Source organism: Microcella humidisoli (assembly GCF_024362325.1).
GTDB lineage: Bacteria > Actinomycetota > Actinomycetes > Actinomycetales > Microbacteriaceae > Microcella > Microcella humidisoli.
The window spans coordinates 1,096,989-1,122,991 of record NZ_CP101497.1; the positions used below are offsets into that span (position 1 = coordinate 1,096,989).

Annotated in this window: 26 protein-coding genes and 1 tRNA gene; 14 read left to right on the top strand and 13 right to left on the bottom strand. The window is 71.6% G+C overall.

The annotated features are described in order from the left end of the window. Positions 1-4: 4 nt before the first annotated feature. Complete coding sequence (locus NNL39_RS05295; protein WP_255160647.1) at positions 5-517, bottom strand: FHA domain-containing protein FhaB/FipA; 513 nt, start codon at positions 515-517, stop codon at positions 5-7. Continuing rightward, a complete protein-coding gene (locus NNL39_RS05300; RefSeq protein ID WP_255160648.1) occupies positions 514-1,233 on the bottom strand; it encodes an FhaA domain-containing protein in 720 nt (239 codons plus the stop codon). The genes NNL39_RS05295 and NNL39_RS05300 overlap by 4 nt, the downstream gene beginning before the upstream one ends. A 118-nt stretch (positions 1,234-1,351) precedes the next feature. Between NNL39_RS05300 and NNL39_RS05305 the strand changes: the two genes are divergently transcribed. Next, positions 1,352-1,437 (top strand) — tRNA-Leu (locus tag NNL39_RS05305). Positions 1,438-1,504: 67 nt separating this feature from the next. Further along, positions 1,505-2,044, top strand: a complete 540-nt coding sequence (locus NNL39_RS05310; RefSeq protein WP_255160649.1) for a YaeQ family protein — start codon at positions 1,505-1,507, stop codon at positions 2,042-2,044. Positions 2,045-2,047: 3 nt separating this feature from the next. Here the strand turns inward: NNL39_RS05310 and NNL39_RS05315 are convergent, their stop codons facing one another. The 3 genes from NNL39_RS05315 to NNL39_RS05325 all read right to left on the bottom strand — a co-directional run bounded on the left by NNL39_RS05315 (position 2,048) and on the right by NNL39_RS05325 (position 4,872). Further along, positions 2,048-2,620 (bottom strand): hypothetical protein, encoded by a 573-nt coding sequence (locus tag NNL39_RS05315; RefSeq protein ID WP_255160650.1) that lies wholly within the window; start codon positions 2,618-2,620, stop codon positions 2,048-2,050. A 66-nt stretch (positions 2,621-2,686) separates the two neighbouring features. Next, positions 2,687-3,637 carry a Brp/Blh family beta-carotene 15,15'-dioxygenase gene (locus NNL39_RS05320; RefSeq protein WP_255160651.1) on the bottom strand — a complete coding sequence of 317 codons (951 nt, stop codon included), beginning with the start codon at positions 3,635-3,637 and terminating at the stop codon, positions 2,687-2,689. A 20-nt stretch (positions 3,638-3,657) separates the two neighbouring features. After that, positions 3,658-4,872, bottom strand: coding sequence for a lycopene cyclase family protein (locus tag NNL39_RS05325; RefSeq protein ID WP_255160652.1), 1,215 nt, complete (start codon positions 4,870-4,872; stop codon positions 3,658-3,660). A 158-nt stretch (positions 4,873-5,030) separates the two neighbouring features. Between NNL39_RS05325 and NNL39_RS05330 the strand changes: the two genes are divergently transcribed. The 3 genes from NNL39_RS05330 (at position 5,031) to NNL39_RS05340 (ending at position 9,519) form a co-directional block, all read left to right on the top strand. Beyond that, a complete protein-coding gene (locus NNL39_RS05330) occupies positions 5,031-6,776 on the top strand; it encodes a DEAD/DEAH box helicase (protein WP_255160653.1) in 1,746 nt (581 codons plus the stop codon). Positions 6,777-6,839: 63 nt separating this feature from the next. After that, positions 6,840-7,247: a heavy-metal-associated domain-containing protein gene (locus NNL39_RS05335; protein WP_255160654.1), complete on the top strand. Its 408-nt coding sequence runs from the start codon at positions 6,840-6,842 to the stop codon at positions 7,245-7,247. A 52-nt stretch (positions 7,248-7,299) separates the two neighbouring features. After that, positions 7,300-9,519 carry a heavy metal translocating P-type ATPase gene (locus NNL39_RS05340; RefSeq protein ID WP_255160892.1) on the top strand — a complete coding sequence of 740 codons (2,220 nt, stop codon included), beginning with the start codon at positions 7,300-7,302 and terminating at the stop codon, positions 9,517-9,519. An 18-nt stretch (positions 9,520-9,537) separates the two neighbouring features. On the opposite strand, the gene NNL39_RS05345 is transcribed toward NNL39_RS05340, so the two are convergent. Genes NNL39_RS05345 through NNL39_RS05355 form a run of 3 tightly spaced genes read right to left on the bottom strand, consistent with a single transcriptional unit; the run spans position 9,538 to position 13,416 of the window. After that, positions 9,538-9,954: a hypothetical protein gene (locus tag NNL39_RS05345; protein ID WP_255160655.1), complete on the bottom strand. Its 417-nt coding sequence runs from the start codon at positions 9,952-9,954 to the stop codon at positions 9,538-9,540. 19 nt (positions 9,955-9,973) lie between these two features. Beyond that, positions 9,974-11,713 (bottom strand): FAD-dependent oxidoreductase, encoded by a 1,740-nt coding sequence (locus tag NNL39_RS05350; RefSeq protein WP_255160656.1) that lies wholly within the window; start codon positions 11,711-11,713, stop codon positions 9,974-9,976. Between the two features lie 2 nt (positions 11,714-11,715). Beyond that, positions 11,716-13,416 carry an aldehyde dehydrogenase family protein gene (locus tag NNL39_RS05355; protein WP_255160657.1) on the bottom strand — a complete coding sequence of 567 codons (1,701 nt, stop codon included), beginning with the start codon at positions 13,414-13,416 and terminating at the stop codon, positions 11,716-11,718. 113 nt (positions 13,417-13,529) lie between these two features. Between NNL39_RS05355 and NNL39_RS05360 the strand changes: the two genes are divergently transcribed. Genes NNL39_RS05360 through NNL39_RS05370 form a run of 3 tightly spaced genes read left to right on the top strand, consistent with a single transcriptional unit; the run spans position 13,530 to position 16,158 of the window. After that, on the top strand, positions 13,530-14,594 hold the full coding sequence (locus NNL39_RS05360; protein WP_255160658.1) for a type III polyketide synthase: 1,065 nt from the start codon (positions 13,530-13,532) through the stop codon (positions 14,592-14,594). Then, positions 14,591-15,121 carry an isoprenylcysteine carboxyl methyltransferase family protein gene (locus NNL39_RS05365; protein WP_255160659.1) on the top strand — a complete coding sequence of 177 codons (531 nt, stop codon included), beginning with the start codon at positions 14,591-14,593 and terminating at the stop codon, positions 15,119-15,121. The genes NNL39_RS05360 and NNL39_RS05365 overlap by 4 nt, the downstream gene beginning before the upstream one ends. Continuing rightward, positions 15,118-16,158 (top strand): NAD(P)/FAD-dependent oxidoreductase, encoded by a 1,041-nt coding sequence (locus tag NNL39_RS05370; protein ID WP_255160660.1) that lies wholly within the window; start codon positions 15,118-15,120, stop codon positions 16,156-16,158. The genes NNL39_RS05365 and NNL39_RS05370 overlap by 4 nt, the downstream gene beginning before the upstream one ends. A gap of 10 nt (positions 16,159-16,168) precedes the next feature. On the opposite strand, the gene NNL39_RS05375 is transcribed toward NNL39_RS05370, so the two are convergent. The 4 genes from NNL39_RS05375 to NNL39_RS05390 all read right to left on the bottom strand — a co-directional run bounded on the left by NNL39_RS05375 (position 16,169) and on the right by NNL39_RS05390 (position 19,800). Next, entirely contained in the window at positions 16,169-16,825 is a 657-nt protein-coding gene (locus NNL39_RS05375) for an HAD hydrolase-like protein (RefSeq protein ID WP_255160661.1), read from the bottom strand. 42 nt (positions 16,826-16,867) lie between these two features. Next, positions 16,868-17,563: an endonuclease NucS gene (nucS, locus tag NNL39_RS05380; RefSeq protein ID WP_255160662.1), complete on the bottom strand. Its 696-nt coding sequence runs from the start codon at positions 17,561-17,563 to the stop codon at positions 16,868-16,870. A gap of 107 nt (positions 17,564-17,670) precedes the next feature. Next, on the bottom strand, positions 17,671-18,492 hold the full coding sequence (locus NNL39_RS05385; RefSeq protein ID WP_255160663.1) for an SDR family NAD(P)-dependent oxidoreductase: 822 nt from the start codon (positions 18,490-18,492) through the stop codon (positions 17,671-17,673). A gap of 9 nt (positions 18,493-18,501) precedes the next feature. Continuing rightward, positions 18,502-19,800, bottom strand: a complete 1,299-nt coding sequence (locus NNL39_RS05390) for an MFS transporter (protein WP_255160664.1) — start codon at positions 19,798-19,800, stop codon at positions 18,502-18,504. Between the two features lie 96 nt (positions 19,801-19,896). Between NNL39_RS05390 and NNL39_RS05395 the strand changes: the two genes are divergently transcribed. From NNL39_RS05395 to NNL39_RS05420, 6 genes are all read left to right on the top strand, one after another. After that, the gene (locus NNL39_RS05395; protein WP_255160665.1) at positions 19,897-20,991 is read left to right on the top strand and encodes a LacI family DNA-binding transcriptional regulator; all 1,095 of its coding nucleotides are present in this window, start codon (positions 19,897-19,899) and stop codon (positions 20,989-20,991) included. A 111-nt stretch (positions 20,992-21,102) separates the two neighbouring features. After that, complete coding sequence (locus NNL39_RS05400; protein ID WP_255160666.1) at positions 21,103-21,279, top strand: CsbD family protein; 177 nt, start codon at positions 21,103-21,105, stop codon at positions 21,277-21,279. A 107-nt stretch (positions 21,280-21,386) separates the two neighbouring features. Further along, positions 21,387-22,751, top strand: coding sequence for a TrkH family potassium uptake protein (locus tag NNL39_RS05405; RefSeq protein ID WP_255160667.1), 1,365 nt, complete (start codon positions 21,387-21,389; stop codon positions 22,749-22,751). Further along, positions 22,744-23,442: a potassium channel family protein gene (locus NNL39_RS05410; protein WP_255160668.1), complete on the top strand. Its 699-nt coding sequence runs from the start codon at positions 22,744-22,746 to the stop codon at positions 23,440-23,442. The genes NNL39_RS05405 and NNL39_RS05410 overlap by 8 nt, the downstream gene beginning before the upstream one ends. A gap of 25 nt (positions 23,443-23,467) precedes the next feature. Next, complete coding sequence (locus tag NNL39_RS05415) at positions 23,468-23,662, top strand: twin-arginine translocase TatA/TatE family subunit (protein ID WP_255160669.1); 195 nt, start codon at positions 23,468-23,470, stop codon at positions 23,660-23,662. A gap of 24 nt (positions 23,663-23,686) precedes the next feature. Further along, on the top strand, positions 23,687-24,688 hold the full coding sequence (locus tag NNL39_RS05420) for a magnesium and cobalt transport protein CorA (protein ID WP_255160670.1): 1,002 nt from the start codon (positions 23,687-23,689) through the stop codon (positions 24,686-24,688). A gap of 9 nt (positions 24,689-24,697) precedes the next feature. Here NNL39_RS05420 and NNL39_RS05425 read toward each other — a convergent pair whose 3' ends face one another. Further along, on the bottom strand, positions 24,698-25,999 hold the full coding sequence (locus NNL39_RS05425) for an MATE family efflux transporter (protein WP_255160671.1): 1,302 nt from the start codon (positions 25,997-25,999) through the stop codon (positions 24,698-24,700). Positions 26,000-26,003 lie beyond the last annotated feature (4 nt).

Consider the following 26,003-nt stretch of genomic DNA (forward strand, 5'->3'; position numbering starts at 1 on the left):
GCGGCTACCGTCGCAGCTCGAACGTCGTCGTGCCGATGCTGACGGGGGTGTTGAGCGGCACCGCGGTCGGGGCGCCGACCTTCTTGCCCTTGAGGAACGTGCCGTTGGTCGAGTCGAGATCTTGGATCATCCAGGTCGAATCCCACAGCATGAGCCGCGCGTGGTGGGTCGAGGTGTAGTCGTCGCGGATGACGAGGCCCGAATCGGCCGAGCGGCCGATCGTGAGCTGGTCGCCCTCGAGCGGCAGTTCGAGCCCTTCCTTCGCCCCCGAGGTGATGACGAGGCGACGAGCGGGCTCGCCCGGGGTCGTCGGCGCGGCGGGGCTCGAGGGCGTCGCGGCGGGGGCGACCGAGGGCGTCGCGAACGCGGCGGCGCCGGATGCTGCGGCCGGGGCCGGCATGCGCCGCACCTTCGTGCCGAACAGGTCGGAGCGCAGCGCGTAGACGATCGAGAACACGAAAGCCCACATGAGGATGAGGAACCCGATGCGCAGCAGCAGCAGGGTGAGCTCGCTCAACGGCCGCCTCCTCGAGTCGGGTTCCGGGGGTTTCTCGGGTCGGCCACCTCGCCGCGCTGGGCGAGCACGCGAAACAGGATGCGCGTGCGCCCGATCTCGATCACGCTATCGGGCGGCAGCACGGCGCGCGTCACCGGCTCACCGTTGAGCAGCGAGCCGTTCGTGCTGCCGAGGTCGGTGAGCTGAGCGCGCTCGCCGTCCCAGAGGATCTCGATGTGCTTGCGGCTCGTGCCCGTGTCGTCGAGCGTGATGTCGGCTTCGCTGCCGCGGCCGATGATCGTGCGCGAGCGCGTGAGCGGGTGGCGCACGCCGTCGATGTCGAGCACCGGGCTCCAGACGACCGATCCCTTGACCGTCTCCGACTCGACCGCGAGCACGCCCTCGGCGAGGGTCGCGTCGCTGCGCAGCGTGAGCCGGATACCGCCCGGGAACGTGTAGCGCTGGGCCGCCGCGTGCTGCTGCAGCAGCTGGGTCAGTTCGTCGATGAGCGACTCGCCCAGGGCATCCATGCGGGCGAAATCGGCCGGGGCCAGTCGCACCCGCAGCTCGTTCGGCACGAGGATGCGCTCGCGCGAGACGACGGCGGCCTTCGTGTCGAGCTCGCGGCGCAGGGCGGCCGAGATCTCGAGGGGCTGCACGCCGCTCTTGAAGGTCTTGGCGAAGGCTCCGCCCACGGCGCGTTCGAGTCCGCGCTCGAAGCTGTCGAGAAGCCCCACCTGCGTCCTCCCTCGGCCGATGACCCTCTGATGGTAGTCGGCCGGGCTTGCCGGTGCCGCACAGGGTCGCGGGCCCGCTGTGATAATCTCGCTGAGTTGACGGGGCCTGCCCCGTCGCGCGCGAGTGGCGGAATGGCAGACGCGCTGGCTTCAGGTGCCAGTGCCCGTAAGGGCGTGGGGGTTCAAGTCCCCCCTCGCGCACCAGGGATGACTTCTTGGTGCGATTCGCTTCGGCGCGCCGCGTCTCGGCGTCGGGCTAGGCTCGGGCCTCATGGCAGCCGGCGCAGTGGTCTACACGTTCACGGGGTCGCTCGCCGATGTCGACCGCGGCGTCTACGACGAGCTGAGCCTGCGCGTCGCGCGCCACCCGAGCGAGACCGACGCCTTCATGATGACGCGGGTGCTCGCCTACTGCCTCGAGCTCGAGGAGGGCATCGCGTTCAGCGAGGGTGTCTCGTCGACCGACGAGCCCGCCGTCATTGTGCGCGATCGCACCGGGCGCCTGACGGCCTGGATCGAGGTGGGGGCTCCGGATGCGGAGCGCCTGCATTTCGGCAGCAAGAAGGCCGACCGCACCGTGATCTACACGCATCGCGACCCGAACAAAGTGCTCGCCCTCTGGGCGGGCAAGAAAATCCACGAGGCGGAACGCATCGTGCTGCACAGCTTCGACCCCGGGTTCATCGACGCCGCGGTCGCCGTGCTCGAGCGGCGCAATGCGATCACCGTCTCGGTGACCGAGCGGCAGCTGTACCTCGACCTCAACGGGGTGACGCTGAGCTCAGTCGTGCACGACCATCCGCTGGGGTGAGCCTCAGGCGAAGACCTCGAAGCTCATGTTCGTCGCCGAGGGTTCTGGGCCGAGGATCTCACGGAGCGCTTCGATGATCCGCTCGCTCTCGCGACCATGGACCGTGATGTCAGAACCGAGGTCTTCGCGGACACGCCACGACCAGACCGTGCCGACGTCACCGAGGCGCTCGCCGACGAGGGTGACGAGCCTGGTCAACTCCGCACTGAAGTACACGTACCGCTCGTCTTCTCCGTCGACGTCGACCAGGTCGGGAAGTCGCACGCGGACACCCGCCATGCGTCCGACCGGCGTCGGTTCGAGTCCCTTGATCGTCACCGTGCTTCCTCGCGTCATGCCGATCCGATCGCATTCAGCGACGAGCAGTCGCCCCGCGCGGTACGCGGCGATCGGCGGTACGGCGAAGACCACGTCGCAACTCACCAAGCGGTAGTCCTCGCCCGACAGGGTTCCGGCATCGACGATCTCCACTCCGTCGATCTCTGCGGAGAGGGCGGCGAGCAGAGGGTCTTCCACCACGTCCCCTCGATGCATCGGCTGCAGGGGCGAATTGATGTGGAGGTGAATGAGCACCACTGCTCGACGACGACGGGGCCAGGGGAAACCTCTCATGCCGCAACCGTATCGAGCCGGGTCGAGGCTTCAGCGGGTGGTCGTCACGGGCGTCCCTCGCAGGGCGCGATCGCCGAGGGTGACGAGCGCCATGTGGGGCACCGTCAGGGCGGCGAGGCCGATGAACACGACGCGCAGCAGCTGGTCGTCGAGGGAGGCGGTACCGGCCGTCGCCCAGAGGAACGCCCCGGCCATCAGCAGGGGGGCGAGCGTGTAGGTCGCGACGATGAGCACGGTGAGGCGGCGGCCGTGGCCGTGCTCCTCGCGGAAGCCCTCGCGCAAGTGCCGCGCGCTGTGCAGCGCGCAGAAGTAGACGATGAAGAACATCAGGGGTGGGGCGAGCAGGGCGAGGGCGGCGGCCGCGAGCAGCTCGATCCCCTCGTGGGGTGCTCGGCGGGCGGCGACGACCGCGGCCGCCGCCAGGGCGACGAGCAGCACGGGACCGAACGCGGCCTGGGTTTGGGCGACGAGGCGAGCGCCCTCACCGGCGAGGGTCGCGTAGAGGTCGGCCACCGCATCCTGATCTCGCAAGGAGGGGAGGCTGAGCAGGGCCGCGCCCGTGACGAAGCGGAGGGCGAGGGGGCGCTCGCGGTTCCAGTCGCTGCCGAAGTGGGCGGCGGAGATGAGCAGGAAGGCGATAAGGCAGGGAACGGGAGCGAGGAGCCACAGGGCGACGACCGCCGCGGCGACGCCGGTGTAGGCGAGGTTGAAGACCGCGAAGGTCAGCGGCGTGCGCCAGTAGCCGAGGCGCCGGGCGATGAGCGGGTCGAGCGCGCCGTGCGGCATGCCCAGCACGGCGGCGAGGATCGCGATGGCCGCGATCTGCACAACCAGGGGCGGCTCGGGGTTCGCGAGCAGGAAGGCGAGCGCGGTGAGCAGGGCGAGGGTCAGGAACAGTCGGGTTTCGAACGGCGCGACGGCGGAAGCCTTCGTGTGCCTCGGGAGGGTGGCGTCGGTCGACCGAGCAGGCGTGGTCGTCACCGCGGCAGGTTCGGTCGCCGTCACCGCGCGACCCGGTCGGCCCGGGCGGCGCTCGCCGCAGCGACGAGCCGAGCGCGGCGGTCGGGCAGCTGGGCGAGGAAGGGCAGCAGCGGCAGGCTCACAATGATGCTCGCGAGGTCGCCCGCCGTCGCCCGATCGGTGAGGAACCGCAGCAGGCGATGCGGGGCGACGCCGCGCGCCATCGCCATGAAGTAGTCGGCCGTTCGCTCGGGATGCGCGCGCAGAGCCTGCAGGAAGATGCGGTCCATCTGCCGCCGAACCCACGGCTCGGCCGGATGCGGCGCCGGGTCCTCCCCGCGCGCGAGCGCCCCGGCGCAGGCCCGCGCCCACTGCTGGATGCGCAGGAACGCGTACCCCGAGGCATCCCGCAGCGCCCCGCCGGCGTTGCCCGCGAGCACGACGCCGGGCATCGGCTGCTCGTCGAGGGGCATTCGACCCATCGGCAGGATGCCCCCCTCCTCCCGCACGACCGTCGCCCCCGCGAGGCCCAGGGCCGCGAGCTCGGCATCCCGCTCGGCCACGACGACGCTCTCGGCAAGGGGCACCGGGCTGAAGCGCGTCCACTCCACGAGCGCGCGGGTCGGCGAGAGCGGGAGAACGTAGACGAAGCCGAGGCCGTCGGCGCCGCTCCGCATCCTTGTCATTAGTCCGACGGCGTCGGCCTCGGTGGCAAGGGCACCGCCGTGCTCGACCTCGACCCCGCTGAAGCACTGGTAGAGCAGTGCGGCCGTGCGGCGCGGGCGGGTGTCCACGACGCGGCGGGCGATCAGCGCGCCCTCGTCGGTCGTGACGCGCACGCCGGACGACCCGTCGGCCAGCGTGACCGACGACAGGTCGCGGGCCGCGACGCCGAGGCGCAGGTCGATGCGCTCATCGCCGGCGATCTCGGCGAGGGCCCAGCGGTAGAAGTCGACGCCGCGGATGTACTGGTAGCTCATGCCCGGCACGCGATGGGTGGCCGAGCGGCCGGCGAGGTCGGCGTAGGTCCAGCCGCTCCACTCGTGGGCGACGATGTCGCGCAGCGGGTGGTGGTCGTGCTGCCAGAAGCTCCAGCTGCGGTCGTCGGCGAACTCGGTGCGCGTGTCGACGAGAACGACACTCAGGTCGCCGTCGCCGCTCGCGAGGCGGGCTGCGAGCGAGAGCCCCGCGCATCCGGCGCCGAGAATGACGAGGTCGACGAGGTCGAACTCGCTCTCGGGCGGCAGCGCGGTCATCGGCGACTCCACGGCGGAACAGAGGGGGGCGGGCGCCGAAGTCGACGCGGTATCGCCGACGCTAAGCGCGCAGTCTGGAGGTCTGCCCCACACCGGATGGGGGAACGCTGGTGAACGGCTCACGGTCGGCGTGTCGGTCGACGCGGTACCGTCAATGCATGACGACCGCTGAAGCAGACACGTCGGCGGCCGCTGACTCCATCCCAACGACGACGTTCTCTGACCTGGGGCTCAGCGATGCCGTGCTCAAGGCGCTGCGTGATGTCGGCTACGAGACGCCCTCCGCGATTCAGGCCGCGACCATTCCGACCCTGCTCGCCGGTCGCGACGTCGTGGGCCTCGCGCAGACGGGCACGGGCAAGACGGCCGCCTTCGCCCTGCCGATCCTGTCGCGGCTCGACGTGTCGCAGAAGAGCCCCCAGGCGCTCGTGCTCGCGCCGACGCGCGAGCTCGCCCTCCAGGTGTGCGAGGCCTTCGAGAAGTACGCCGCCCATCTTCGTGGCGTGCACGTGCTGCCCGTCTACGGCGGCCAGGCGTACGGCGTGCAGCTCTCGGCGCTGCGCCGCGGCGTGCACGTCGTCGTCGGCACACCGGGCCGCATCATGGACCACCTCGCGAAGGGCACCCTCGACCTCAGCGAGCTCAAGTACCTCGTGCTCGACGAGGCCGACGAGATGCTCAAGATGGGCTTCGCGGAGGACGTCGAGACGATCCTCGCCGAGACGCCGAAAGAGAAGCAGGTCGCGCTGTTCTCGGCGACGATGCCCGCGACGATCCGCCGGCTCTCGCAGCAGTACCTCACCGATCCCGACGAGATCACCGTGAAGTCGACGACGACGACCTCGGCCAACACGACGCAGCGCTACCTCATCGTCGGCTACCCGCAGAAGGTCGACGCCCTTACCCGCATCCTCGAGGTCGAGAACTTCGAGGGCATGATCGTCTTCGTCCGCACCAAGAACGAGACTGAGACGCTCGCCGAGAAGCTGCGCGCCCGCGGCTACTCGGCCGCCGCGATCAGCGGCGACGTGGCGCAGGTGCAGCGCGAGCGCACCGTCAACCAGCTGAAGTCGGGCAAGCTCGACATCCTCGTCGCGACCGATGTCGCCGCGCGCGGCCTCGACGTCGACCGCATCAGCCACGTCGTCAACTTCGACATCCCCGTCGACACCGAGTCGTACGTGCACCGCATCGGCCGCACGGGCCGCGCCGGCCGCTCGGGCTCGGCCATCAGTTTCGTGACGCCGCGCGAGCGCCGCCTCCTCACGGCGATCGAGAAGGCCACGCGCCAGCCGCTCACCGAGATGCGCCTGCCGAGCGTCGACGACGTCAACGTCACGCGCCTCGCCCGATTCGACGACGCCATCACGGCGGCGCTCGGCCAGAGCGACCGCATCGCCGAGTTCCGCGACATCGTGAGCCACTACGTCGAGCACCACGACGTGGCCGAGCTCGACGTCGCGGCGGCCCTCGCGCTCGTCGCGCAGGGCGACACCCCCCTGCTCCTCTCGGCCGAGGAGGAGCGCGCGCAGCGGTTCGCGAACGACGCGCGCGCCGACCGGCCGGCTCGGGATGACCGCTCGGCCCGCGGCGGACGCGACGACCGCGACGGCGCGCGCCCGGAGCGCCGCGCCCGCCCCGCCTCGGGCACGCTCGCGCCGTACCGCATCGAGGTGGGCCGTCGCCACAAGGTCGAGCCGCGGCAGATCGTCGGCGCGCTCGCGAACGAGGGCGGCCTCAGCCGGGAGGACTTCGGGGCCATCACCATTCAGCCCGACTTCTCGATCGTCGAGCTGCCGGCCGACCTCTCGCCCGCCGTGCTGCAGAAGCTGCAGGGCACGCGCATCAGCGGCAAGCTCATCGAGATCGCGCCCGATCGCGGTCGCCCGCAGCGTCGACGGTAGCCCACAGCACCCTCGGGACCTCCGGCCCTGGAGTACCCCAGGGGGGTTTGCTACCATCGCCCCATGGAGACCTCGCAGCCCAGCCGACTCAACCTGCTCACCGGAGCATCCGTCACCGACGCCACCGCTGATGCGGGCGGATGCTGCGGCGGCGGCTCGTGCATGTGCGGCGGCGGTGCCGCCGCGGCCCCGGCCTTCGACCTGTCGGGCAGCCGTGGGCTCGTCGACGTCGTCGACACGGCGGATGACACGACCGTGCCGGCCGGCACCGAGTTCCTCGTCACGGGCATGACCTGCGGCCACTGCGTCTCGAGCGTCAAGGAGGAGGTCGGTGCGATCGACGGCGTCGACGCCGTCGAGGTCGTGCTCAAGAAGGGCGGCGCCTCGCGCGTCACCGTCAGCTCGTCCGGCCCCGTCGACGTGGATGCCGTGCGCGCCGCTGTCGAGGAGGCGGGCTACCAGCTCGCCTGATCCTGTGACCCTCACCGAGTCCCGCGAGGAGCTGCAGCTCGAGCTCACGGGCATGACCTGCGCCTCGTGCGCGAACCGCATCGAGCGCAGCCTCAACAAGCTGCCGGGCGTCGAGGCCACGGTCAACTACGCGACCGAGAAGGCCTCGGTGCGCGCGGCCGAGGGCGGGCCGCTCGACGGAGCTCCGCTCGACGCGGACGCGCTCATCGCGGCCGTCGAGAAGGCCGGGTACGGGGCGGCCGTGGTCGTTCCGCGCGAGGTGAGCGCAGCATCCACCGCCCCCGTGGCGGCCCCGGTCGACGAGCTCGCGCCGCTGCGGCAGCGGCTCATCATCTCGGCGGTGCTGACCATTCCGGTGCTGCTCATGTCGATGATTCCCGCGCTGCAGTTCATGAACTGGCAGTGGCTCGCGCTGACCCTCGCCTCGCCCGTGGCGGTGTGGGGGGCGTGGCCGTTCCACCGCGTCGCGCTGCACAACGCGCGCCGGCTGATCGCGAGCATGGACACCCTCATCTCGGTCGGCGTCAGCGCCGCCTACCTGTGGAGCCTCTACGCGCTGTTCTTCGGCGAGGCCGGCATGCCCGGCATGACCATGACGCTGCAGCTGCTCGGGCGGCCCGAGGAGGGCGCGCACGAGATCTACCTCGAGGTCGCCGCGGCGGTCACGGTCTTCATCCTGCTCGGCCGCTACCTCGAGGCGCGCGCCAAGCGGTCGTCACGGGAGGCGCTCGACGCCCTGCTTGACCTCGCCGCGCGCGACGCGGCCGTGCTGCGCGACGGCGTGGAGGTGCGCGTGCCGGTCGGACAGCTGCAGGTCAACGACCGCGTCGTCGTTCGTCCCGGCGAGACGATCCCGACCGACGGCGTCGTCGTCGAGGGCACCTCGAGCGTCGACGCCTCGCTGCTCACGGGCGAACCGCTGCCCGTTGATGTCGAACTCGACAGCCGCGTCGTCGGCGGCACCATCAACGTCGGTGGCCGCATCGTCGTCGAGGCCTCGCGCGTCGGTGCCGACACCGAGCTCGCGCGCATGGGCCGCCTCGTCGAAGAGGCGCAGACGGGCAAGGCCGAGGTGCAGCGTCTGGCCGACCGGGTCTCGGGCGTCTTCGTGCCCATCGTCTTCGCGCTCGCCCTGCTGACGCTGCTCGGCTGGCTGCTGCTCGACGGCTCGGTCGAGATCGCCTTCACCGCCGCCGTCGCGACGCTCATCATCGCCTGCCCGTGCGCGCTCGGGCTCGCGACCCCCACCGCCCTGCTCGTCGGCACGGGCCGCGGCTCGCAGCTCGGAATCCTCATCCGCGGCCCGCAGGTGCTCGAGCGCACACGCCGCATCGACACGATCGTGCTCGACAAGACGGGCACCGTCACGACGGGGCAGATGGCTGTCACCGCGGTCGTCTCGGTCGCGGGCGTCGATGCCGATCGGATGCTCGCCCTGGCGGCATCCGCCGAAGACGGGTCCGAGCATCCGCTCGCCCGGGCGGTCGTCGACCACGCCCGCGCGGCCGGCCTGTCTCTCTTCGCGGCCGAGTCGTTCGCGTCGCACGCGGGCGCGGGCGTCACGGCCGTGGTCGACGGCCACGCGCTCGCGATCGGCCGGGCGTCGTGGCTCTTCGAGTCGTGGGCCATCGAGGTGGACGCGGCGCTCATCGTCACGCACGAAGACGCGGGCGCGACGCCGATCGTGGTCGCGATCGATGGCGCCGTGGCCGGGGTCATCGTGCTCGCCGACACCCTCAAGCCGACCTCGGCGCTCGCGATCGAGCGCTTCCGGGCGCTCGGCCTCGACCCGGTGCTGCTGACCGGCGACAACGCCGGCGCCGCGCGAACGGTCGCCGCGAAGCTCGGCATCGACGACGTGCGCGCGGGGGTCACGCCCGCGGGCAAGCTCGACGTCATCCGGCAGCTGCAGGCCGACGGGCACGTCGTGGCGATGGTCGGCGACGGCGTCAACGACGCGGCGGCGCTCGCCGCGGCCGACCTCGGCATCGCGATGGGTGGCGGCACCGACGCGGCCATGGCCGCCTCCGACCTGACCGTCGTGAGCGGCGACCTGCTCGTAGTGGTCGACGCCATCCGGCTGGCGCGCCGCACGTTGCGCACCATCATCGGCAACCTGTTCTGGGCGTTCGGCTACAACGTCGCGGCGATCCCGATCGCGATGGCCGGGCTGCTGAACCCGCTGCTCGCCGGGCTTGCGATGGCGTTCTCGAGCGTGTTCGTCGTCACGAACTCGCTGCGGCTGCGCGGGTTCAGGCCCCAGCCGCGCTAGACCGCGGTGGGTGCAGCGTCACTCGACGATGTGCCTGGCGAACAGCCGTTCGAGCACGGTGCGCAGCGCGACCACGCCCTGCGGTGACGGGAGCCGGGCGATCGTCGAGGCGTCGCCCTCGAACTCTGCGCCCTCGACTGCGAGAAGCTCGGCGACGGTGACGCCGTCGAGATGGACGTTATGGAGGCGAGACCCCGGCCCGACTCCCGCGGAGATGTTGAGGTCGGTGCACCCGCCGATGTTGTCGGGGTCGATCGACGGCGCAAGCCGAGGGAATCGCGCGCGGAACTCCGCGTGTGGCATGCAGTAGACGATGCCGACGTCGTCTCCGATGCCCGCTTGCCCAGCCTGGAAGCCGTGCCGGGTCATGAGCGGGTCGAGCTCGGCGCACAGCAGCGCGGCGAGCTCCTGCGGCGTCAGGGCGTGAGCGGTCATCTCGACAGGGGCGGCGGCGCTAGTGCGCCGCGCGAGCGCGCACGCGGGGCAGACCCAGCGACACCGGAAGGCGCAGCTCGCCGACCGCGCCGGCCGGCACCACGGGCGACGCCGGGGGCACGGGCGGCACGGGCACGTAGGCGGTGCCGAGCGCAGGGCGGGCATCCGCCTCGCCGCGGTTCGGCCACAGCGCGAACGCGCGCTCCGCCTGCGCGGTGATCGTGAGCGAGGGGTTCACGCCGAGGTTCGCCGAGATGGCCGCGCCGTCGACGACGTGCAGTCCCTCGTGCCCGAACACGCGGTGATAGGCATCGACGACACCCGTCTCGGACGAGTCGCCGATCGGGCACCCGCCGAGGAAGTGCGCGGTCATCGGCACGTCGAAGACCTCGCTGATGCCCGTCTGCGCGTAGCCGTTCATGTGCGTCGCCATGAGTTCGTACGCCTCGTTTGCCTGCGGAATGTAGGTGGGGTTCGGCTCGCCGTGGCCCTGGCTCGACCGCAACCGGAAGCCGCCGAACGGCCCGCGACCGGCGCGCACCGTGAGCGAGTTGTCGCGGTTCTGCATGACGAGCCCGACGATCGACCGGCGGCTCCAGCTGCCGATGCCGAAGATCATTGAGAACACGCGTCCGGGGTGGCGCAGCAACTGGCCGATCCAGCGCAGCCAGCGCGGGGTGCGGCCGCCGCCCGGCACAGCGACCGTCGCCAGCAGGGCGAGGGCGTTCGAGCCGTGGCCGTAGCGGCAGGGCTCGACGTGCGTGTGCTCGTCGGGATGGATCGACGAGGTGATCGCGACGCCGCGCGTCATGTCGACGCCGCGGGAGTGCCGCAGGCCGGTGGATGCTCCGCCGAGGGCCTCGGAGTTCGTGCGGGTCAGCTCGCCCAGCCGATCGGAGATGCCCGGCAGATGCCCCTCGGCCTTCATGCGGTGCAGCAGCTGCTGCGTGCCCCACGCGCCCGCGGCGACGACGACCTGGTCGGCGCTCCACGTGCGCTCGGTGCGACGGCCCTTGCCGGTGCGGCGGGTGGTGACCGTGTAGCTCCCGCCCGCACGCGGCTCGACGCGCGTGACCGTCGTGAGCGGGTGCACGACCGCGCCCGCCGACTCGGCGAGGTGCAGGTAGTTCTTGACGAGCGTGTTCTTGGCGTTGTGGCGGCACCCCGTCATGCACTCGCCGCACTCGATACAGCCGCGCCGTGCGGGCCCCGCGCCGCCGAAGTAGGGATCGGGCGCCTCGACGCCCGCGCCCTCGCCGAAGTAGACGCCGACGGGGGTGAGGTGGAAGCTGTCGGAGACTCCGAGGTCGGCGGCGACCTTCTGCATGATCTCGTCCGCGGGCGTGATCGTGGGGTTGAGCGCGACACCGAGCATGCGGCTGGCCTGGTCGTAGTAGGCGTCGAGCTCGGCCTTCCAGTCGGTGATGTGGGCCCACTGCCGGTCGGTGAAGAACGCGTCGCTCGCCGGGCGGTAGAGCGTGTTGGCGTAGACGAGCGAGCCGCCGCCGACGCCCGCCCCGGCGAGGATCATGACGTCGTCGAGCAGATGGATGCGCTGGATGCCGAGCAGCCCGAGCGCGGGCGCCCAGAAGAACTTCTTGAGGCTCCACGAGGTCGTCGCGAACTCGTCGTCGGCGAAGCGCCGCCCGGCTTCGAGCACGGTGACCGAGTAGCCCTTCTCGACGAGGCGCAGCGCGGCGACCGAGCCGCCGAAGCCCGAACCGATGACCAGCACGTCGGTGTGCGTCGTCTCGCTCATGCTCAGCCCTTCCGGTAGCTGTCGATCGCCGCGGCGCCGATGGGCGCGGCGATCGCCCACGAGTCGATGCCCGCGAAGCGCGTCAGGCGGCGCGCGGTGACGTTCGCGGTCGTGTTGTCGACGTACCAGAGCGGGGTCGGCGAGGGCTTCCACACTCCCGTGCCGACCGTTCGCTCGACGTGCTCGGGGTCGAGCAGCAGCGCGTTGTGCACGACGCCGATGCCGCTGCCGACGTCGTCGAGCGTGTGCCCCGGGAAGGCGCCCCAGCTCGCACCGGGCATGCCGAAGATCGTGCCCGTCCAGGCGTTCACGCCGATGGCGCCGTAGCGCAGCTCCGCCACCGCGCGGTCGAACCGGCCGCCCAGCTCGTCGCGGGTGCGGGGGTGGATGTGGATGCCGGCGCCCAGATGACCGACCAGGCGGTCGTTGGCGAAGGCGACCGCGGCATCCAGGAACGCCTCCGGATCGCGCGAACCCGGCAGCCGCACGATGCCGAGCACGGGCGCGAAGGCCTCGACCGTGAACAGGTGCTCGTCGACGCTCTCGGGGTCGAGGTGGTCGACGAGCGTGCGCGGCACGTTCGGGTCGCCGCCGAGCACGGCCGCATCGGGGTGCATGGTGACGACCGCGAGCTGGCGGCTGGATGCGCCCGGGTAGTACGCGGGGCGTTCGGGTGCGGCGGTGAGGTATCGGCGCACGGCGGCGACGAACTCGTCGGCCCGCTGCCACGCCTCGGGGATGACGACGACCTGCGTGGCGATGCAGTTGAAGCCGCTGTTGTGCAGGCGCTGCGTGGCGATGTTGCGGGCGACGTCGTCGACGTTCTCACTCGACCAGCCGTCCTCCGGCACGACGATCGCCGGGCCGACGCCGCCGAGCTCGCTCGTGATGGGCTTCGTCAGAAGGGGCGTGCCCGCGGCGCGCCGCTTCTCGGCGTCGACGTCGGTGCCCCACACGATCGCGTCGTGGGTGTGGCGGCTGCCGGTGATGTGCACGGCGTCGACGGCCTCGTGGTGGATGAGCGCCGCCCCGACCTCCTGCCCGCCCTCGGTGACGAGCAGCACACCGAGCTCGATGAAGGGCGCGAACGCCCGCTTCATGGCCGCGCCGACGCCCGCGTTGACGGGGTTGAGCTTGACGACGACGGCGGATGCCTCCTGGTACAGCGCCGTGAGCACGTCGAGCGCCGGGATGCCGGTGATGTTCCCGGCCCCGAGCACGAGGGTCACGCGCGGTGCGCGGTTCGGGTCGCGCAGGGCCCGGGCGACGCCGCGCCGTGCCTGGTCGAGCGAGACGCCCGGCCGCAGCCAGAGGGTCGCCTCGTAGCCCTGCAGCACGACGTCTTTCGTCAGGTACGGGAAGACCTTCAGCGTCGTTCGGCCTCCGGGTGCCGTGCCGAGCTCGACCTCGTCGATGGGCGACCGCCCCTTCTCGACGAGCTTGAGCGTCTTCTCGATCGCGCTTGTCGCGGTGATCACCGCGTAGGGACCGCTCGACCACTCCTCGCCCGCCGCGGGGCTGCGCGGATCGATGCCCTTGAGCGCACACGCGGCCTCGACCCAGGCTGGCGCGGCCTCGAGCGTTGCGGCCCGCACCGCCTTCAACACCGCTCGTCGCTCGCTGATCGTCATGCGCACCCAACGCTCGGCTCCCGCCTGCAGGGCGCGCAGCGACGGCTCGAGTTCGGCGATGATGGCAGGCACGCGATTCCTCCAGGAGCAGTTCGACGGCGAACGATCCGACCCTTCGACTGTAGCCGCCGGGCGGCCGTGTCAACCCTGCGCGTGAGCGCAGGGGCGTGTGCCATCATTCGCGCATGGCTCGGATTCTGGCGGTGGCACCCGTACTGCCCGGGCACGTGGCCACGCAGGCCGAGATCACGGCCGAGCTTGCCGCGGGCATGACCGACGATCTGGCGGCTCGCGCGGTCATGCAGCGCATCCATGCCGCGAGCGGCATCGAGACCCGGCACCTGGCTCTGCCGCTTGCCGAGTACCGCGGCATCGAGGGCTTCACGGCCACCAACGCGCTGTTCGCCGAGCTGGCCCTGCCCCTCGCCGAGCGCGCGGTGACGGCGGCGCTCGCCGAGGCGGGCCTGCGGGTCGACGAGGTCGACCACCTGTTCTTCACGACCGTCACGGGTCTCGGCGCCCCCTCGCTCGACGCGCAGCTCGCGACGAGCATGGGGTTCCGCCCCGACCTGCGGCGGGTTCCGAGCTTCGGCCTCGGCTGCGTCGCGGGCGCCGCCGGGCTCGCGCGCGTCGCCGACTACCTGGCCGGGCATCCTCAGGGCGTCGCCCTGCTCGTCGCCGTCGAGCTGTGCTCGCTCACCCTGCAGTGGGACGACCCCTCGATGGCCAACGTCGTCGGTACCGGCATCTTCGGCGACGGCGCCGCCGCGGTCGTCATGGTGGGGGATGCGCACCCCTTGCTGCCGGCATCGCCCGGGCCGCGCGCCCGAGTCGTCGCGAGCCGCAGTGCCCTCTACCCCGAGAGCGCCGAGATGATCGGCTGGCGCATCGGCGAGAGCGGATTCCGCCTCATGCTCGCCGCGGGCGTGCCGGCGCTCATCGACGGCAACTTCGCCGGGGCGGTCGACGAGCTGCTCGCCGAGGTCGGCTGGACCCGCGCCGACGTCGACGACTGGATCGCGCATCCGGGCGGGCCGCGCGTGCTCGAATCGTTCAGCGCCGCGCTCGACCTCGCGCCCGCCGCGCTCGCGTCAAGCTGGGCCGTGCTCGCCCGCGCCGGCAACATGTCGTCGGCCGCCGTGCTGCACGTGCTCGCCGAGGTGGGCCCGCGCCCCGCGGGCACGCGCGCCGTGCTGTTCGCCCTCGGGCCGGGGGTCACGGCCGAGATCGTCGCATTGGAGTGGTCATGAGCGTCGTGCTGTACATCGCCCTCGTGCTCGCGACGGGCGTCGAGCGCCTGGTCGAGCTCGTCATCTCGAAGCGCAACGCGGCACACGCCTTCGCGCAGGGCGGGGTCGAGCACGGCAAAGGCCACTTCCCGTTCATGGTCGTGCTGCACACGGGGCTGCTGCTCGCGTGCATCGTCGAGGTCGTGCTGCTCGACCGCCCGTTCATCGGCGCGCTCGGCTGGCCCATGCTCGTCATCGCCCTGCTGTGCCAGGCGGGCCGTTATTGGGTCATCGCCTCGCTCGGCCGGCAGTGGAACACGCGCGTCATCGTCGTGCCGGGCGCGACGCGCGTGACGCGCGGCCCGTACCGCTGGCCGTGGCTGCGCCACCCGAACTACTGGATCGTCGCGATCGAGGGCATCGCGCTGCCGCTCGTGCACTCGGCGTGGATCACCGCGATCGTGTTCACGGTGCTCAACGCCGTGCTGCTGCTCGCCTTCCGCATCCCGACCGAGAATCGCGCGCTCGCCGCGCTGCGCTCGACATGAGGGCGTTCGACGCCGATGTGCTCATCGCCGGCGGCGGCCCGATCGGCCTCGCCACGGCGCTCGAGCTGAACGCGCGCGGGCTCACGGCGATCGTGCTCGAGCCCCGGTCCGGCACGATCGACAAGGCCTGCGGCGAAGGGCTCATGCCCGGGGCGCTCGCTGCCCTCGGCCGGCTCGGCGTGGACCCGGCGGGGCACCCGCTGCGGGGCATCCGGTATCAGGATGCGCGCCGCGCCGTCACCCACCGCTACCGCTCGGCGGCCGGCCGGGGAGTGCGCCGCACGGTGCTACACGACGCGCTGCGGGCCCGCGCGGCCGAGGTCGGTGTCGAGACGCGAGCGCTTCGCGTCGACGAGGTCGCCCAGCACGACGACTACGTGACCGTCGACGGGATGCGCGCCCGCTGGCTCATCGGCGCCGACGGGCTGCACTCGACCGTGCGCACGGCCGCGGGCCTCGACCGGCCCGCGCGCGCATCATCGCGCGACCGGCGCCGGTACGGGCTGCGGCAGCACTTCGCCGTCGCGCCGTGGAGCGACCTCGTCGAAGTCACCTACCTGCCCGAGGCCGAGCTGTACATCACCCCCGTCGATGAGGGCACGGTGGGCGTGGCGGTGCTCGCGCCGCGGCCCCTCGACCTGGAGGCGGCGCTCGCGCAGGCCCCTTCCGTGCGTGAGCGGCTCGCGGGCGCGGCCGAGGCGAGCACGCTGCGCGGTGCCGGTGCCCTGCGGCAGCGCACGCGCGCCCGCACGGCCGGCCGCGTCGCGCTCGTCGGCGACGCCTCGGGGTACGTCGATGCGCTCACCGGCGAGGGGCTGCGCGTCGGTCTCGCGCAAGCCGAGGTGCTCGCCGACTGCCTCGCGCGCGACGACCTGCGCGGTTACGAGCGCGCGTGGGCGCGCTCGACGCGCGACTTCCGCGTGCTGACCGCCGGGCTGCTCGCCGCCGCGACCTCGCCCGTGCGCGGGCTCATCGTGCCCGCGGCGGCCGCGCTGCCGCGCGTCTTCGGCGCGGTCGTCGAGCGACTCGCGCGCTGACGGGTTCTGACTACGCCAGACCGAGCAGGGCGCGCAGCTCGTCGGTGTCGTGCACGACGGCGCGGGCGTGCGCGAACTCCTCGGGGGTGCCGTAGCCCCACGACACGGCGATCGTCGGAATACCGTGGGCCGCGGCCCCTTCGACGTCGTGCACGCGATCGCCGATCATGACGGGGCGCGTGAGATCAGCATCCATCGCCCGCAATCGCACCAGCGCCTCGGCGACCACGTCGGCCTTGGCGCTGCGCACCTCGTCGGCCGACGCCCCCGTGATGATGTCGAAGTGGTGGGCGATCGTGAAGTGCTCGAGCATCAGCGTCGCCGGCAGCTCGGGCTTCGAGGTGGCGAGGCTGAGCGGGATTCCCGACGCGGCGATGTCGCGCACGAGTTCGCCCATGCCCGCGTAGAGGGTCGCGTCGTAGGCGCCGCGGTCGAGGTAGCGCTCGCGGTAGACCTCGAGGGCGCGCTCGCGCTCGGCAAGGGTCATGCCGGCGCGGTCGCGGAACGAGTCGAGAATCGGCGGGCCGACGTAGCGCAGCAGCTCGTCCTGGTCGGGAATGGGCAGCCCGAGCTCGGCGAACGTGTAGGCGAGCGTGTCCGTGATGCCGGGAGCCGAATCGGTGACCGTGCCGTCGAGATCGAGCAGGATCGCCGTGTAGGGGTGCATGGGGTCGAGCCTAGGCGCGCCGGCTGTGCTCATCGAGGAGACTCAGAAGAGCCGGGGCACCCCGTCGTCCATGCCGCGCATGGCGTCGTAGTCGAGCAGCAGGCAGCGGATGCCGCGGTCTTCGGCGAGCGTGCGTGCCTGCGGCGTGATCTCCTGCGCCGCGAAGACTCCCGCGACGGGCGCGAGCAGCGGGTCGCGGTTCATGAGCTCGAGGTAGCGCGTCAACTGCTCGACGCCGTCGATGCCGCCCCGGCGCTTGATCTCGACGGCGACGGATGCTCCGCTCGCGTCGCGCGCCAGAATGTCGACCGGGCCGATCGCCGTCATGTACTCGCGGCGCACGAGCGAGAAGCCCTCGCCCAGCAGCTCGATGTGCTCGGCCAGCAGCTTCTGCAGGTGGGCCTCGACGCCGTCTTTCTGCAGGCCGGGGTCGACGCCCAGCTCGTGCGCCGAGTCGTGCAGCACCTCGTGGATGCTCACGACGAGCAGGTCGGCGGTCTTCGCGTGCGTGACGCGCCAGAGTTCGAGCACGCCGGCCTCGCGCTGGTCGTCGTCGGGCTCGTCAATGACGAGCGTGCACGGCGGGCTCATCCAGTTGAGCGGCTTGTAGCTGAGTGCGTCGGCGTGCACGAGCAGGCTGCCGTCGCTCTTGTGGATGAGCAGGCGCGTCGCGAGCGGCAGGTGCGCACTGAGCCGGCCCGCGTAGTCGACGGAGCAGCGGGCGATGACGAGGCGCATCCTCTCAGCCTACGGTCGTACGTTTCTGCCGAATGACGGAAGATCGGCACCCAGCAGCCCGCTATCCGACCTCGAACAGGCTAATCTCCGTCATTTGGCGGGCGGGCTCAGGCCCAGAGGCCGGGGCGGCGCTCCTCGGCGATGCCGTTGCCGCCGTCGACAACGAGCAGCTGGCCGGTGATGTAGCTCGCGCCCGGGCTCGCGAGCCAGGCGATCGCGCTCGCGATCTCGTCGGGCCGGCCGCTGCGCCCGAGCGGCACGAGCGCGCCCTCCTCCGCCTCCTGCGGCAGCTGCGAGCCGGTCGCGATCCAGCCCGGGGCGACGGCGTTGACGGTGATGCCGGTGCGCGCCTCGTCGACCGCGAGTCCGCGCGTGAAGCCGAGCACGCCGGCCTTCGCCGTGGCGTAGCCGAGGTCGTCGCGCGCGGCCTGCACGGCCCCGGTCGTCGAGGCGACGCTGATCACACGCCCCCAGCCCTGCGACCGCATGCCCGCGATGACGGCACGCGTCACCAGGAACACGCTCGTCAGGTTCACGTCGACGGCGCTGCGCCACTCGTCGATGCTCATGCCGATGTCGCCCCGCGGCATCTCTTCGCCGACCGCCACCATGCCGGCGTTGTTGACGAGGATGCTGAGCTCGCCCACCGCCGCGACGGCAGCCGCGACCGCCGCGGTCGCGCCCTGCTCGGTCTCGAGCCGCGCCACCACCCCGTGCGCCTCGAAGCCCAGCGCGGCCAGCTCGGCCACGCGCTCGTCGATACGGGAGGTCGTGGCGGTCATGACGACGCGGGCTCCCCGCTCGGCGAGCGCGCGAGCCGTGGCGAAGCCGATGCCCGAGGCTGATCCGCACCCGGTGACGAGGGCCGCGCGGCCTGTCAGATCGAGGTCGGCGGGGAGAGCGGGGCGTGCGGAGGCGGAGCTCGTCATGCGGTGAGCCTAGGGGCGGGCATCCTGAGCCGGGGCGGCGGCCTCGGCGGGCACGGCTGTGTCGGAAGCGGGCGTGGCCGTGTCATCAGCCGACCCGCGCGCCGCCGAACCGCTCTCGCGCGCTGCGGGCGTCGCGATGAAGGCGACCCCGATGAGCACGAGCACGACCCAGAACGCCGAGAGCAGCCCGATGGCCTCGCCGAGGAACCCGATGAGCGGCGGGCCGACGAGGAAGGCGAAGTAGCCGACCGTCGCGACGGCGGAGACGCGCGCGGCGGCCTTCGCCGGGTCGTCGGCTGCGGCCGACATGCCGACGGGGAATCCGAGCGAGGCGCCGAGGCCCCACGCGACGATGCCGATCGCGGCAGCGACGGGGGAGTCGATGAGGATGAGCACGGCGAGACCGGCGATCGCGAGCAGGGCCGAGGCCCGCAGCACGGGTACGCGCCCGAAGCGGTCGAGCACCCACACGCCGCCGATGCGGCCGATGGTCATAGCGGTGGCGAAGAGGGTGAAGTACAGCGCGCCCGTGGCCTCATCGACGCCGCGGTCGTCGACCATGGCGAGGGCGAGCCAGTCGTTCGCCGATCCCTCGGCGAAGGCCATGCCGAGCACGATGAGGCCGATGATGAGCGTGCGCGGCTCGCGCCAGATCGCCATGCGCTCGGCGAACGTCGTGCGGGCGGGGCCGTCGCCGTCATCGTCAAGGCCCGGCAGGGCCCGGTGCTTCGGCAGGAAGCGGACGACGACGAGCGCGCCCGCTCCGAGCAGCACGGCCATGAGCACGGTGTGCACGTCGACGCCGAGGCCGAGGGCGCTGACGCCCGCCGCGATGCCCGCTCCCGTGATGGTGCCGAGGCTCCACGAGGCGTGGAACCACGGCATGATGCTGCGGCCCTGCGCCTGCTCGACGGCCGCACCTTCGACGTTCATGGCCACGTCGGTCATGCCCGAGGCGGCTCCGAAGACCATGAGACCGATGAACGTCACGGCGAAGCTCTGCAGCGTCGCGGCGCCGATGCCCATGAGGGCGAGGGCGCCGAGGCTCGAGAGCAGGGCGACGAGGATCGTCGTGCGCGAGCCGATGCGTGCGATGACGTGCGACGAGGCGAGCAGCCCGATGATCGACCCACCGGCCATGCCCATGATGAGGATGCCGAACTCGTCGGTGCGCACGTCGAGCGCGTCGCGCACGGCGGGGGTGCGCGCGAACCAGGTGGCCATGGCGAGGCCGTTGATGGCGAAGACAGCGAAGACGGCGATGCGCCAGGCGGCGAGGGTGGGCAGGGTGCCGGTGGAGGTGGACACAGCGGCCTTTCGAGAGCGTGGGGTGGGGCGGAGGCCCGGGGTGGGGCTGGCGAGTCGAATCGATTCGATAGCAGAGTTCGACTACAGTAACAGCCGATGACGACCCCGGCAACGCGCGCTCTCCCCGCAGCCGACGAGACGGCGCGGCCGACCCTCGCGGCCGTCGCGGCGCGCGCCGGCGTCTCTGCATCCACGGCCTCGCTCGCCTTCAGCGGATCCGGCCCCGTCGCCGACGACACCCGCGAGCGCGTGCTGGCCGCCGCGCGCGAGCTCAACTACGGCGGCCCCGACCCCCGCGCGCGCAGCCTGCGCACGGGGCGCAGCGGCATCATCGCCGTCGTCATCGAAGACCGCATCCGCGATGCCTTCAGCGACCCCATGATGGTCGCCCTGCTCGACGGCATCGCCGACGAGCTCGGCCAAGCCGGCTACAGCCTCCTTCTCCTCACCGACAGCGACGACCGCCCGGTCGGCGGCCTGCGCGACGCCTCGATGGATGCTGCGCTCCTGCTCGGGTGCAGCACCGACCTCGACCCCGCCGTCGCGGTGCTGAGCCAGCGCCAGGTGCCGCTCATCGGCGTCGAGGCGCGCGAGCGCGAAGGCATGCACCGCGTCGACCTCGACAACCGCGCAGGCATGCGCACCGGAGCCGAGCACCTGCACGCACTCGGCCACCGCCGCGTCGGCGTGATCACGCTGCCGATGGATCGCGCGCACACGCGCGGCCCGCTCACCGCGGAATGGGAGGCCGAGAGCGATGCCTACACGGGGCTCGAGCGGCTCGCCGGCGTGCGCGACGTGTACCCCGACGCCCCCGCCGAAGTCGCCGCCGGCAGCCTCATCGACGAGGGCCACCGGGCGGCGCTCGCGCTGCTGCAGCGGAATCCCGAGCTCACCGCGATCGTCGCGCAGAGCGACCTGCTCGCCCTCGGCGCGATTCAGGCCGCCGACGAGCTCGGCCTGACCGTGCCCGACGACCTGAGCGTGCTCGGCTTCGACGGGGCGCGTATCGACGGGCTCAGCATCCACCGCCTGACGACCCTCGTGCAGCCGATCGTCGAGAAGGGCCGAGCGGCGGCGCGCATGGCGCTCGCCGCCCTCGCGGGCGAACCCGTCGCCGACGTGGCCTTCACGAGCGAGCTGCGCCTCGGCACGACGACGGCGCCCCCGCGCGCCGACTCGGCCCGGTAGACGTCTCGTCACGACCTGTCAAGGGGGTGCGCGTTCGTGCCGGTGGTGCGACCGTGGAACGAGCCGGTTCACGAGATCGGCGCGAACACCGACGACGACAAGGAGTCGACCATGAATGATGCAGCAGACAAGATGAAGCACCAGGGCGAAGAGCTCGGCGGCAAGGCGAAAGAGGCCGCGGGCAAGCTCACCGGCAACGAGCGCCTCGAGGCGGAGGGCAACGCCGACCAGGTGAAGGCCAACCTCAAGCAGGCGGGCGACGACGTGAAAGACGCCGTCGGCCACTGAGCCGCACCGCACCGCGAACGGGCGCTCGGGCTTCGGCTCGGGCGCCCGTCGCCGTCTGCGTCTGCCAGCGGACTTGCATTGCAACGCAACAGGACTAGAGTCTGCGGGTGCCTCTTACGAGGGCGCCCCAGCGACGCTCGAACCACCGCATCCGATTGAACCCGCCCCAGGCCGTCGTCGTCGGATTCCTCGGGGCAATCCTCGTGGCGACGCTGTTGCTGGCCCTTCCGATCTCGCACGCGCCCGGTGTCGAGGTCACGCTGCTCGAGGCGGCGTTCACCGCGGTCTCGGCGGTGTGCGTCACGGGCCACATCGTGGTCGACACGGCAACGGTCTGGTCGCCCTTCGGCCACGCGGTCATCGTCGCCTTCATTCAGGTGGGCGGCCTCGGCATCATGCTCGTCGCCTCGCTCATCGGCCTCGCCCTGCTGCGGCGCGTCTCGCTGCGCGGGCGAATGATTGCGGGAGCCGAGAACCGCGCGGTCACGACGGGCGACGCCGTGCGGCTCGCCCGCGGCATCGTGCTGACCTCGCTCATCATCGAAGCGGTCGTGGCGGTCATCCTGACCCTGCAGTTCTGGTTGTCGTACGGGGATGCGCTGCCGACCGCACTCGGACGCGGCGTCTTCCTCTCCATCTCGTCGTTCAACAACGCCGGTTTCGCCCCGTTCAGCGACAACATGATCGGCTTCGCGACCGACCCGATCATCGTGCTGCCGATGTGCGCGGCGACCATCCTCGGCGGTCTCGGGTTCCCGGTGCTGCTGCAACTTCGCCGCGAACTGCGCAGGCCCCTGCACTGGAGCATGAACACCAACCTCGTGCTCGCCATGACCGTGCTGCTGCTCGTGCTCGGCACCGTCGTCGTGGCCGTCTTCGAGTGGAGCAACCCCGCGACGATCGGCGAGCTCTCGGTCACCGACCGTGTGCTCGTGTCGTTTTTCCACTCGGTGCAGGCGCGTACGGCGGGGTTCAACTCGGTCGACATCGGGCAGATGACGAGCGAGACCTGGCTGAGCCTCGACGTGCTCATGTTCATCGGCGGTGGACCGGCCGGCACCGCGGGCGGCATCAAGGTCACGACCTTCGCCGTGCTGCTGTTCATCATCATCACTGAGCTGCGCGGCGAGGGGGCCGTCAACATCTTCGGAAAGCGTCTCTCGCGCGCCGTGCACCGCGAGGCCATCACGATCACGCTGCTCTCGATGGCGGCGGTCATGAGCGCGACCATCGCCCTCATGGTCATCACCCACCTCGACCTCGACGTGCTGCTGTTTGAAGTGGTCTCGGCCTTCGGCACCGTCGGCCTCAGCACCGGCATCACCGCTGACCTTCCGCCGGCCGCGCAGATCATCCTGATGATCCTCATGTTCCTGGGCCGCCTTGGCCCTTTGACGCTCGGCACCGCCCTGGTGCTGAAGCAACGCAAGGTGCTCTACGAGCTCCCCAAGGAAAGGCCCGTCATTGGTTAACTCCCGCCTCTTCAGCCGCGATCGCGCCACCCGCATCGCCGAGGCCGACTCGGTCGCCGTCATCGGCCTCGGCCGCTTCGGCCGCGCGATCGCGCTCGAGCTCATGGCGACGGGCACCGAGGTTCTCGGGATCGACACCGATGAAGACATCGTGCAGTCGCTCAACGGGCAGCTCACCCAGGTCGTGCGCGCCGACACCACGAAGGAGGAGGTGCTGCGACAGCTCGCGGTCAACGAGTTCGACCGCGTCGTCGTCGCCATCGGATCCGACGTGCAGTCGAGCATCCTGACCACGTCGATTCTGCTCCGCATGGAGATCCCCCACCTGTGGACGAAAGCCGTGAGCGACGCGCACGGGCAGATCCTCACGCAGCTGGGCGTGCAGCACGTCATCTACCCCGAGCACGAGATGGGCCGTCGCGTCGCGCACCTTGTGCGGGGTGCGGCACTCGACTACATCGAGGTCGATGACGACTACGCGATCGTCAAGATGGGCCCCAACAAGGTGGTGGAGGGCAAACGACTCGGCGACACCGACCTGCGCAAGCAGCACGGCGTGACGGTCATGGCGGTGCAGCGCGGCGATGCCGAGTGGTGCAACGCCGACGCCGACACCGTCATCGAGCCCGGGGATACGATTCTCATCGCGGGCCCGATCAAGAAGGCCGAAGCGTTCGGCCAGTTGCGCTGAGCGCGCACGAGAAGGAGGACACCTGATGGGGTCAAATCTCACCGGCTGGCACGGACTGATCCTGCTGCTCGTCGTGCTGCTGTTGTTCGCGGCGCCCAAGCTGCCGATGCTCGCCCGCAGCCTCGGGCAGTCGATCACGATCTTCCGTGGCGAAGTGAAGAAGCCCGCGGGCGACGAGCAGGCGACGGCCGACAACGACGCCGCGAAACCGAGCGCGTGACCGTCGCCGATCAGAGGGTCGCCCGTGGCCGTCGTCGATAGCGCCGTCTACGTCGAGGGCGTGCGTCGCCCCGGCGTCGTCGGCCTCGACGAGACCTACGAGGTCGTGCGAGCAACGGGCGGCGTTGCCTGGATCGGGCTCTACCGCCCGACCGTCGACGAGCTCGAATCGGTCGCCGCGGAGTTCGGCCTGCACCACCTCGCGGTGGAAGACGCCCTCAAGGGCCACCAGCGCTCGAAGCTCGAGCGCTACGGCGACACGCTCTTCTTGGCGCTGCGCACCGCGCGCTACATCGACGAGACCGAGACGGTCGAGTTCGGCGAGCTGCACGTCTTCGTCGGCCCGCAGTTCGTCGTCACCGTCCGGCACGCCGAATCGCCGGACCTCGCCCTCGTGCGCGACCGCCTCGAGGCCGACCCCGAGCTGCTCGCGAAGGGCCCCGAAGCCATCCTCTACGCCGTGCTCGATGAGGTCGTCGACGAGTACGAGCCGGTCATCGCGGGGCTCGAGAACGACATCGACGAGATCGAGGACCAGCTCTTCGGCGAGGCCGAGCACGACATTCTCACGCGCCGCATCTACGACCTCTCGAGCGAGGTCATCGGGTTCCAGCGCGCGGTGCAGCCGCTCATCGGCATCATCGGCGCGCTGCAGCGCGGAGGCGACAAGTACGGCGTCGATCTCGACCTCAGCCATCATCTCGGCGACGTGCTCGACCACGTCAATCGTGCGGGCGAGCGGGCCGACGCGTTCCGCACGCTGCTCGACAAGGCCCTGCAGGCGCAGTCGACGCTCATCACGCGCCGCATGACCGAGGTGAGCGTGGCGCAGAACGAGCAGATCAAGCGCATCACCTCGTGGGCCGCCATCCTCTTCGCCCCGACGCTCGTCGGCACCGTCTACGGCATGAACTTCCGGTACATGCCCGAGCTCGAGTGGGTGTTCGGCTACCCCTTCGCGATGGGGCTCATGCTGCTGCTCGGCGTCGGTCTGTACGTGGCCTTCAAGCGCCGCGACTGGCTGTAGCCCTCGCCGTCAGGCCACGCCCGTCACGATCCACGCCGACCCGCGCGCTCGCAGCCCGAGGGTGAGCGCGCGGGCGCCGAGGTAGGCGAAGGTGAAGGCGGCGAGCAGGGGAGCGAGTCCCGCGACAAACGGCAGCACCGCCAGGTACACGAGCAGGTTGAGCACGCCCGTCCACGCCAGGTAGCGGGCATCGCCCGCGCCGATCAGCACGCCGTCGAGCACGAACACGAACCCCGCGAGCGGCAGGCCGGCGGCCAGGATTCCCAGGGCGAGGGGCAGCGCCGACCGCACCGCAGCATCCGACGTCATGACGATCGTCAGCAGCGGGATGCCCGCCGCGACGAGCACCGCGAGCACGGCGCCCGTCAGCACGCCCCAGCCGACGAGCCGCCGGGTGATGGCGTGCACGCGCTCGACTTGCGCCGCCCCGAGCCCGTGGCCGATGAGCGCCTGGCCGGCGATGGCGAGCGCGTCGAGGGCGAGCGCGAGCAGGCTGTAGACCGCGAACCACACGTGCGTCGCGGCGAGCTCGGGCGTGCCGAGCCCCGTCGCCACGACGACCGTCGTGACGAGGGCGATGCGCAGGCTCAGCGTGCGCAGCAGCAGCCACGACCCCGAGCGCGCCGCCGCCTCGATGCCGGTGCGGCCCGGCCGCAGGGCAGCGCCCGCCGCGCGCGCGTGCCGCACGCACACGGCGACGAGCGCGACCGCCATGCCCCACTGCGCGATGACCGTGCCGATCGCCGAACCGGCGATGCCGAGCCCGAGCCCGTAGATGAGCACGGCGTTGAGGGCGATGTTCGCGCCGAAGCCCGCGGCGGCGACGAGCAGCGGGGTGCGGGCATCCTGCAGCCCCCGCAGCATGCCGGTCGTGGCGAGAACGAGCAGCATGCCCGGGATGCCCCACCACGCGATGCTCAGATACTCGAGCGCCGCGTCCCCGACCGCGGGGTCGGCCCCGAACGCGTCGATCACGAGCGGACTCAGCGGCACCATGAGCGCGAGCAGCAGCACGCCGATGCCGAGCGCCAGCCACAGCCCGTCGATGCCGGCCGCGAGCGCGCCGCGCGCATCGCCCGCGCCGAGCCGCCGAGCGACGAGCGGCGTCGTGGCGTAGGCGAGGAAGACGAGCAGACCGATCGCGGTCTGCAGCACCGTGCTCGCAAGCCCGAGGCCTGCGAGCGGCTCGGCCCCGAGGTGCCCCACCATCGCGGTGTCGGTGAGCACGAAGAGCGGCTCGGCGACGAGTGCGCCGAGCGAGGGTACGGCGAGGCGCAGGATGTCACGGTCGAGCGCGCGGCGGCTGGTCACCTCG

Bases quoted from the DNA above. Each gene is read 5' to 3' on its own strand.
- NNL39_RS05395 (WP_255160665.1), top strand. From the start codon at position 19,897: ATGACGACCCCGGCAACGCGCGCTCTCCCCGCAGCCGACGAGACGGCG.
- NNL39_RS05375 (WP_255160661.1), bottom strand. From the start codon at position 16,825: ATGCACCCCTACACGGCGATCCTGCTCGATCTCGACGGCACGGTCACC.
- NNL39_RS05370 (WP_255160660.1), top strand. From the start codon at position 15,118: ATGAGGGCGTTCGACGCCGATGTGCTCATCGCCGGCGGCGGCCCGATC.
- NNL39_RS05350 (WP_255160656.1), bottom strand. From the start codon at position 11,713: ATGAGCGAGACGACGCACACCGACGTGCTGGTCATCGGTTCGGGCTTC.
- NNL39_RS05365 (WP_255160659.1), top strand. From the start codon at position 14,591: ATGAGCGTCGTGCTGTACATCGCCCTCGTGCTCGCGACGGGCGTCGAG.
- NNL39_RS05325 (WP_255160652.1), bottom strand. From the start codon at position 4,872: ATGACCGCGCTGCCGCCCGAGAGCGAGTTCGACCTCGTCGACCTCGTC.
- NNL39_RS05360 (WP_255160658.1), top strand. From the start codon at position 13,530: ATGGCTCGGATTCTGGCGGTGGCACCCGTACTGCCCGGGCACGTGGCC.
- NNL39_RS05415 (WP_255160669.1), top strand. From the start codon at position 23,468: ATGGGGTCAAATCTCACCGGCTGGCACGGACTGATCCTGCTGCTCGTC.
- NNL39_RS05345 (WP_255160655.1), bottom strand. From the start codon at position 9,954: ATGACCGCTCACGCCCTGACGCCGCAGGAGCTCGCCGCGCTGCTGTGC.
- nucS (WP_255160662.1), bottom strand. From the start codon at position 17,563: ATGCGCCTCGTCATCGCCCGCTGCTCCGTCGACTACGCGGGCCGGCTC.
- NNL39_RS05340 (WP_255160892.1), top strand. From the start codon at position 7,300: ATGACCTGCGCCTCGTGCGCGAACCGCATCGAGCGCAGCCTCAACAAG.
- NNL39_RS05400 (WP_255160666.1), top strand. From the start codon at position 21,103: ATGAATGATGCAGCAGACAAGATGAAGCACCAGGGCGAAGAGCTCGGC.
- NNL39_RS05330 (WP_255160653.1), top strand. From the start codon at position 5,031: ATGACGACCGCTGAAGCAGACACGTCGGCGGCCGCTGACTCCATCCCA.
- NNL39_RS05335 (WP_255160654.1), top strand. From the start codon at position 6,840: ATGGAGACCTCGCAGCCCAGCCGACTCAACCTGCTCACCGGAGCATCC.
- NNL39_RS05385 (WP_255160663.1), bottom strand. From the start codon at position 18,492: ATGACGAGCTCCGCCTCCGCACGCCCCGCTCTCCCCGCCGACCTCGAT.
- NNL39_RS05310 (WP_255160649.1), top strand. From the start codon at position 1,505: ATGGCAGCCGGCGCAGTGGTCTACACGTTCACGGGGTCGCTCGCCGAT.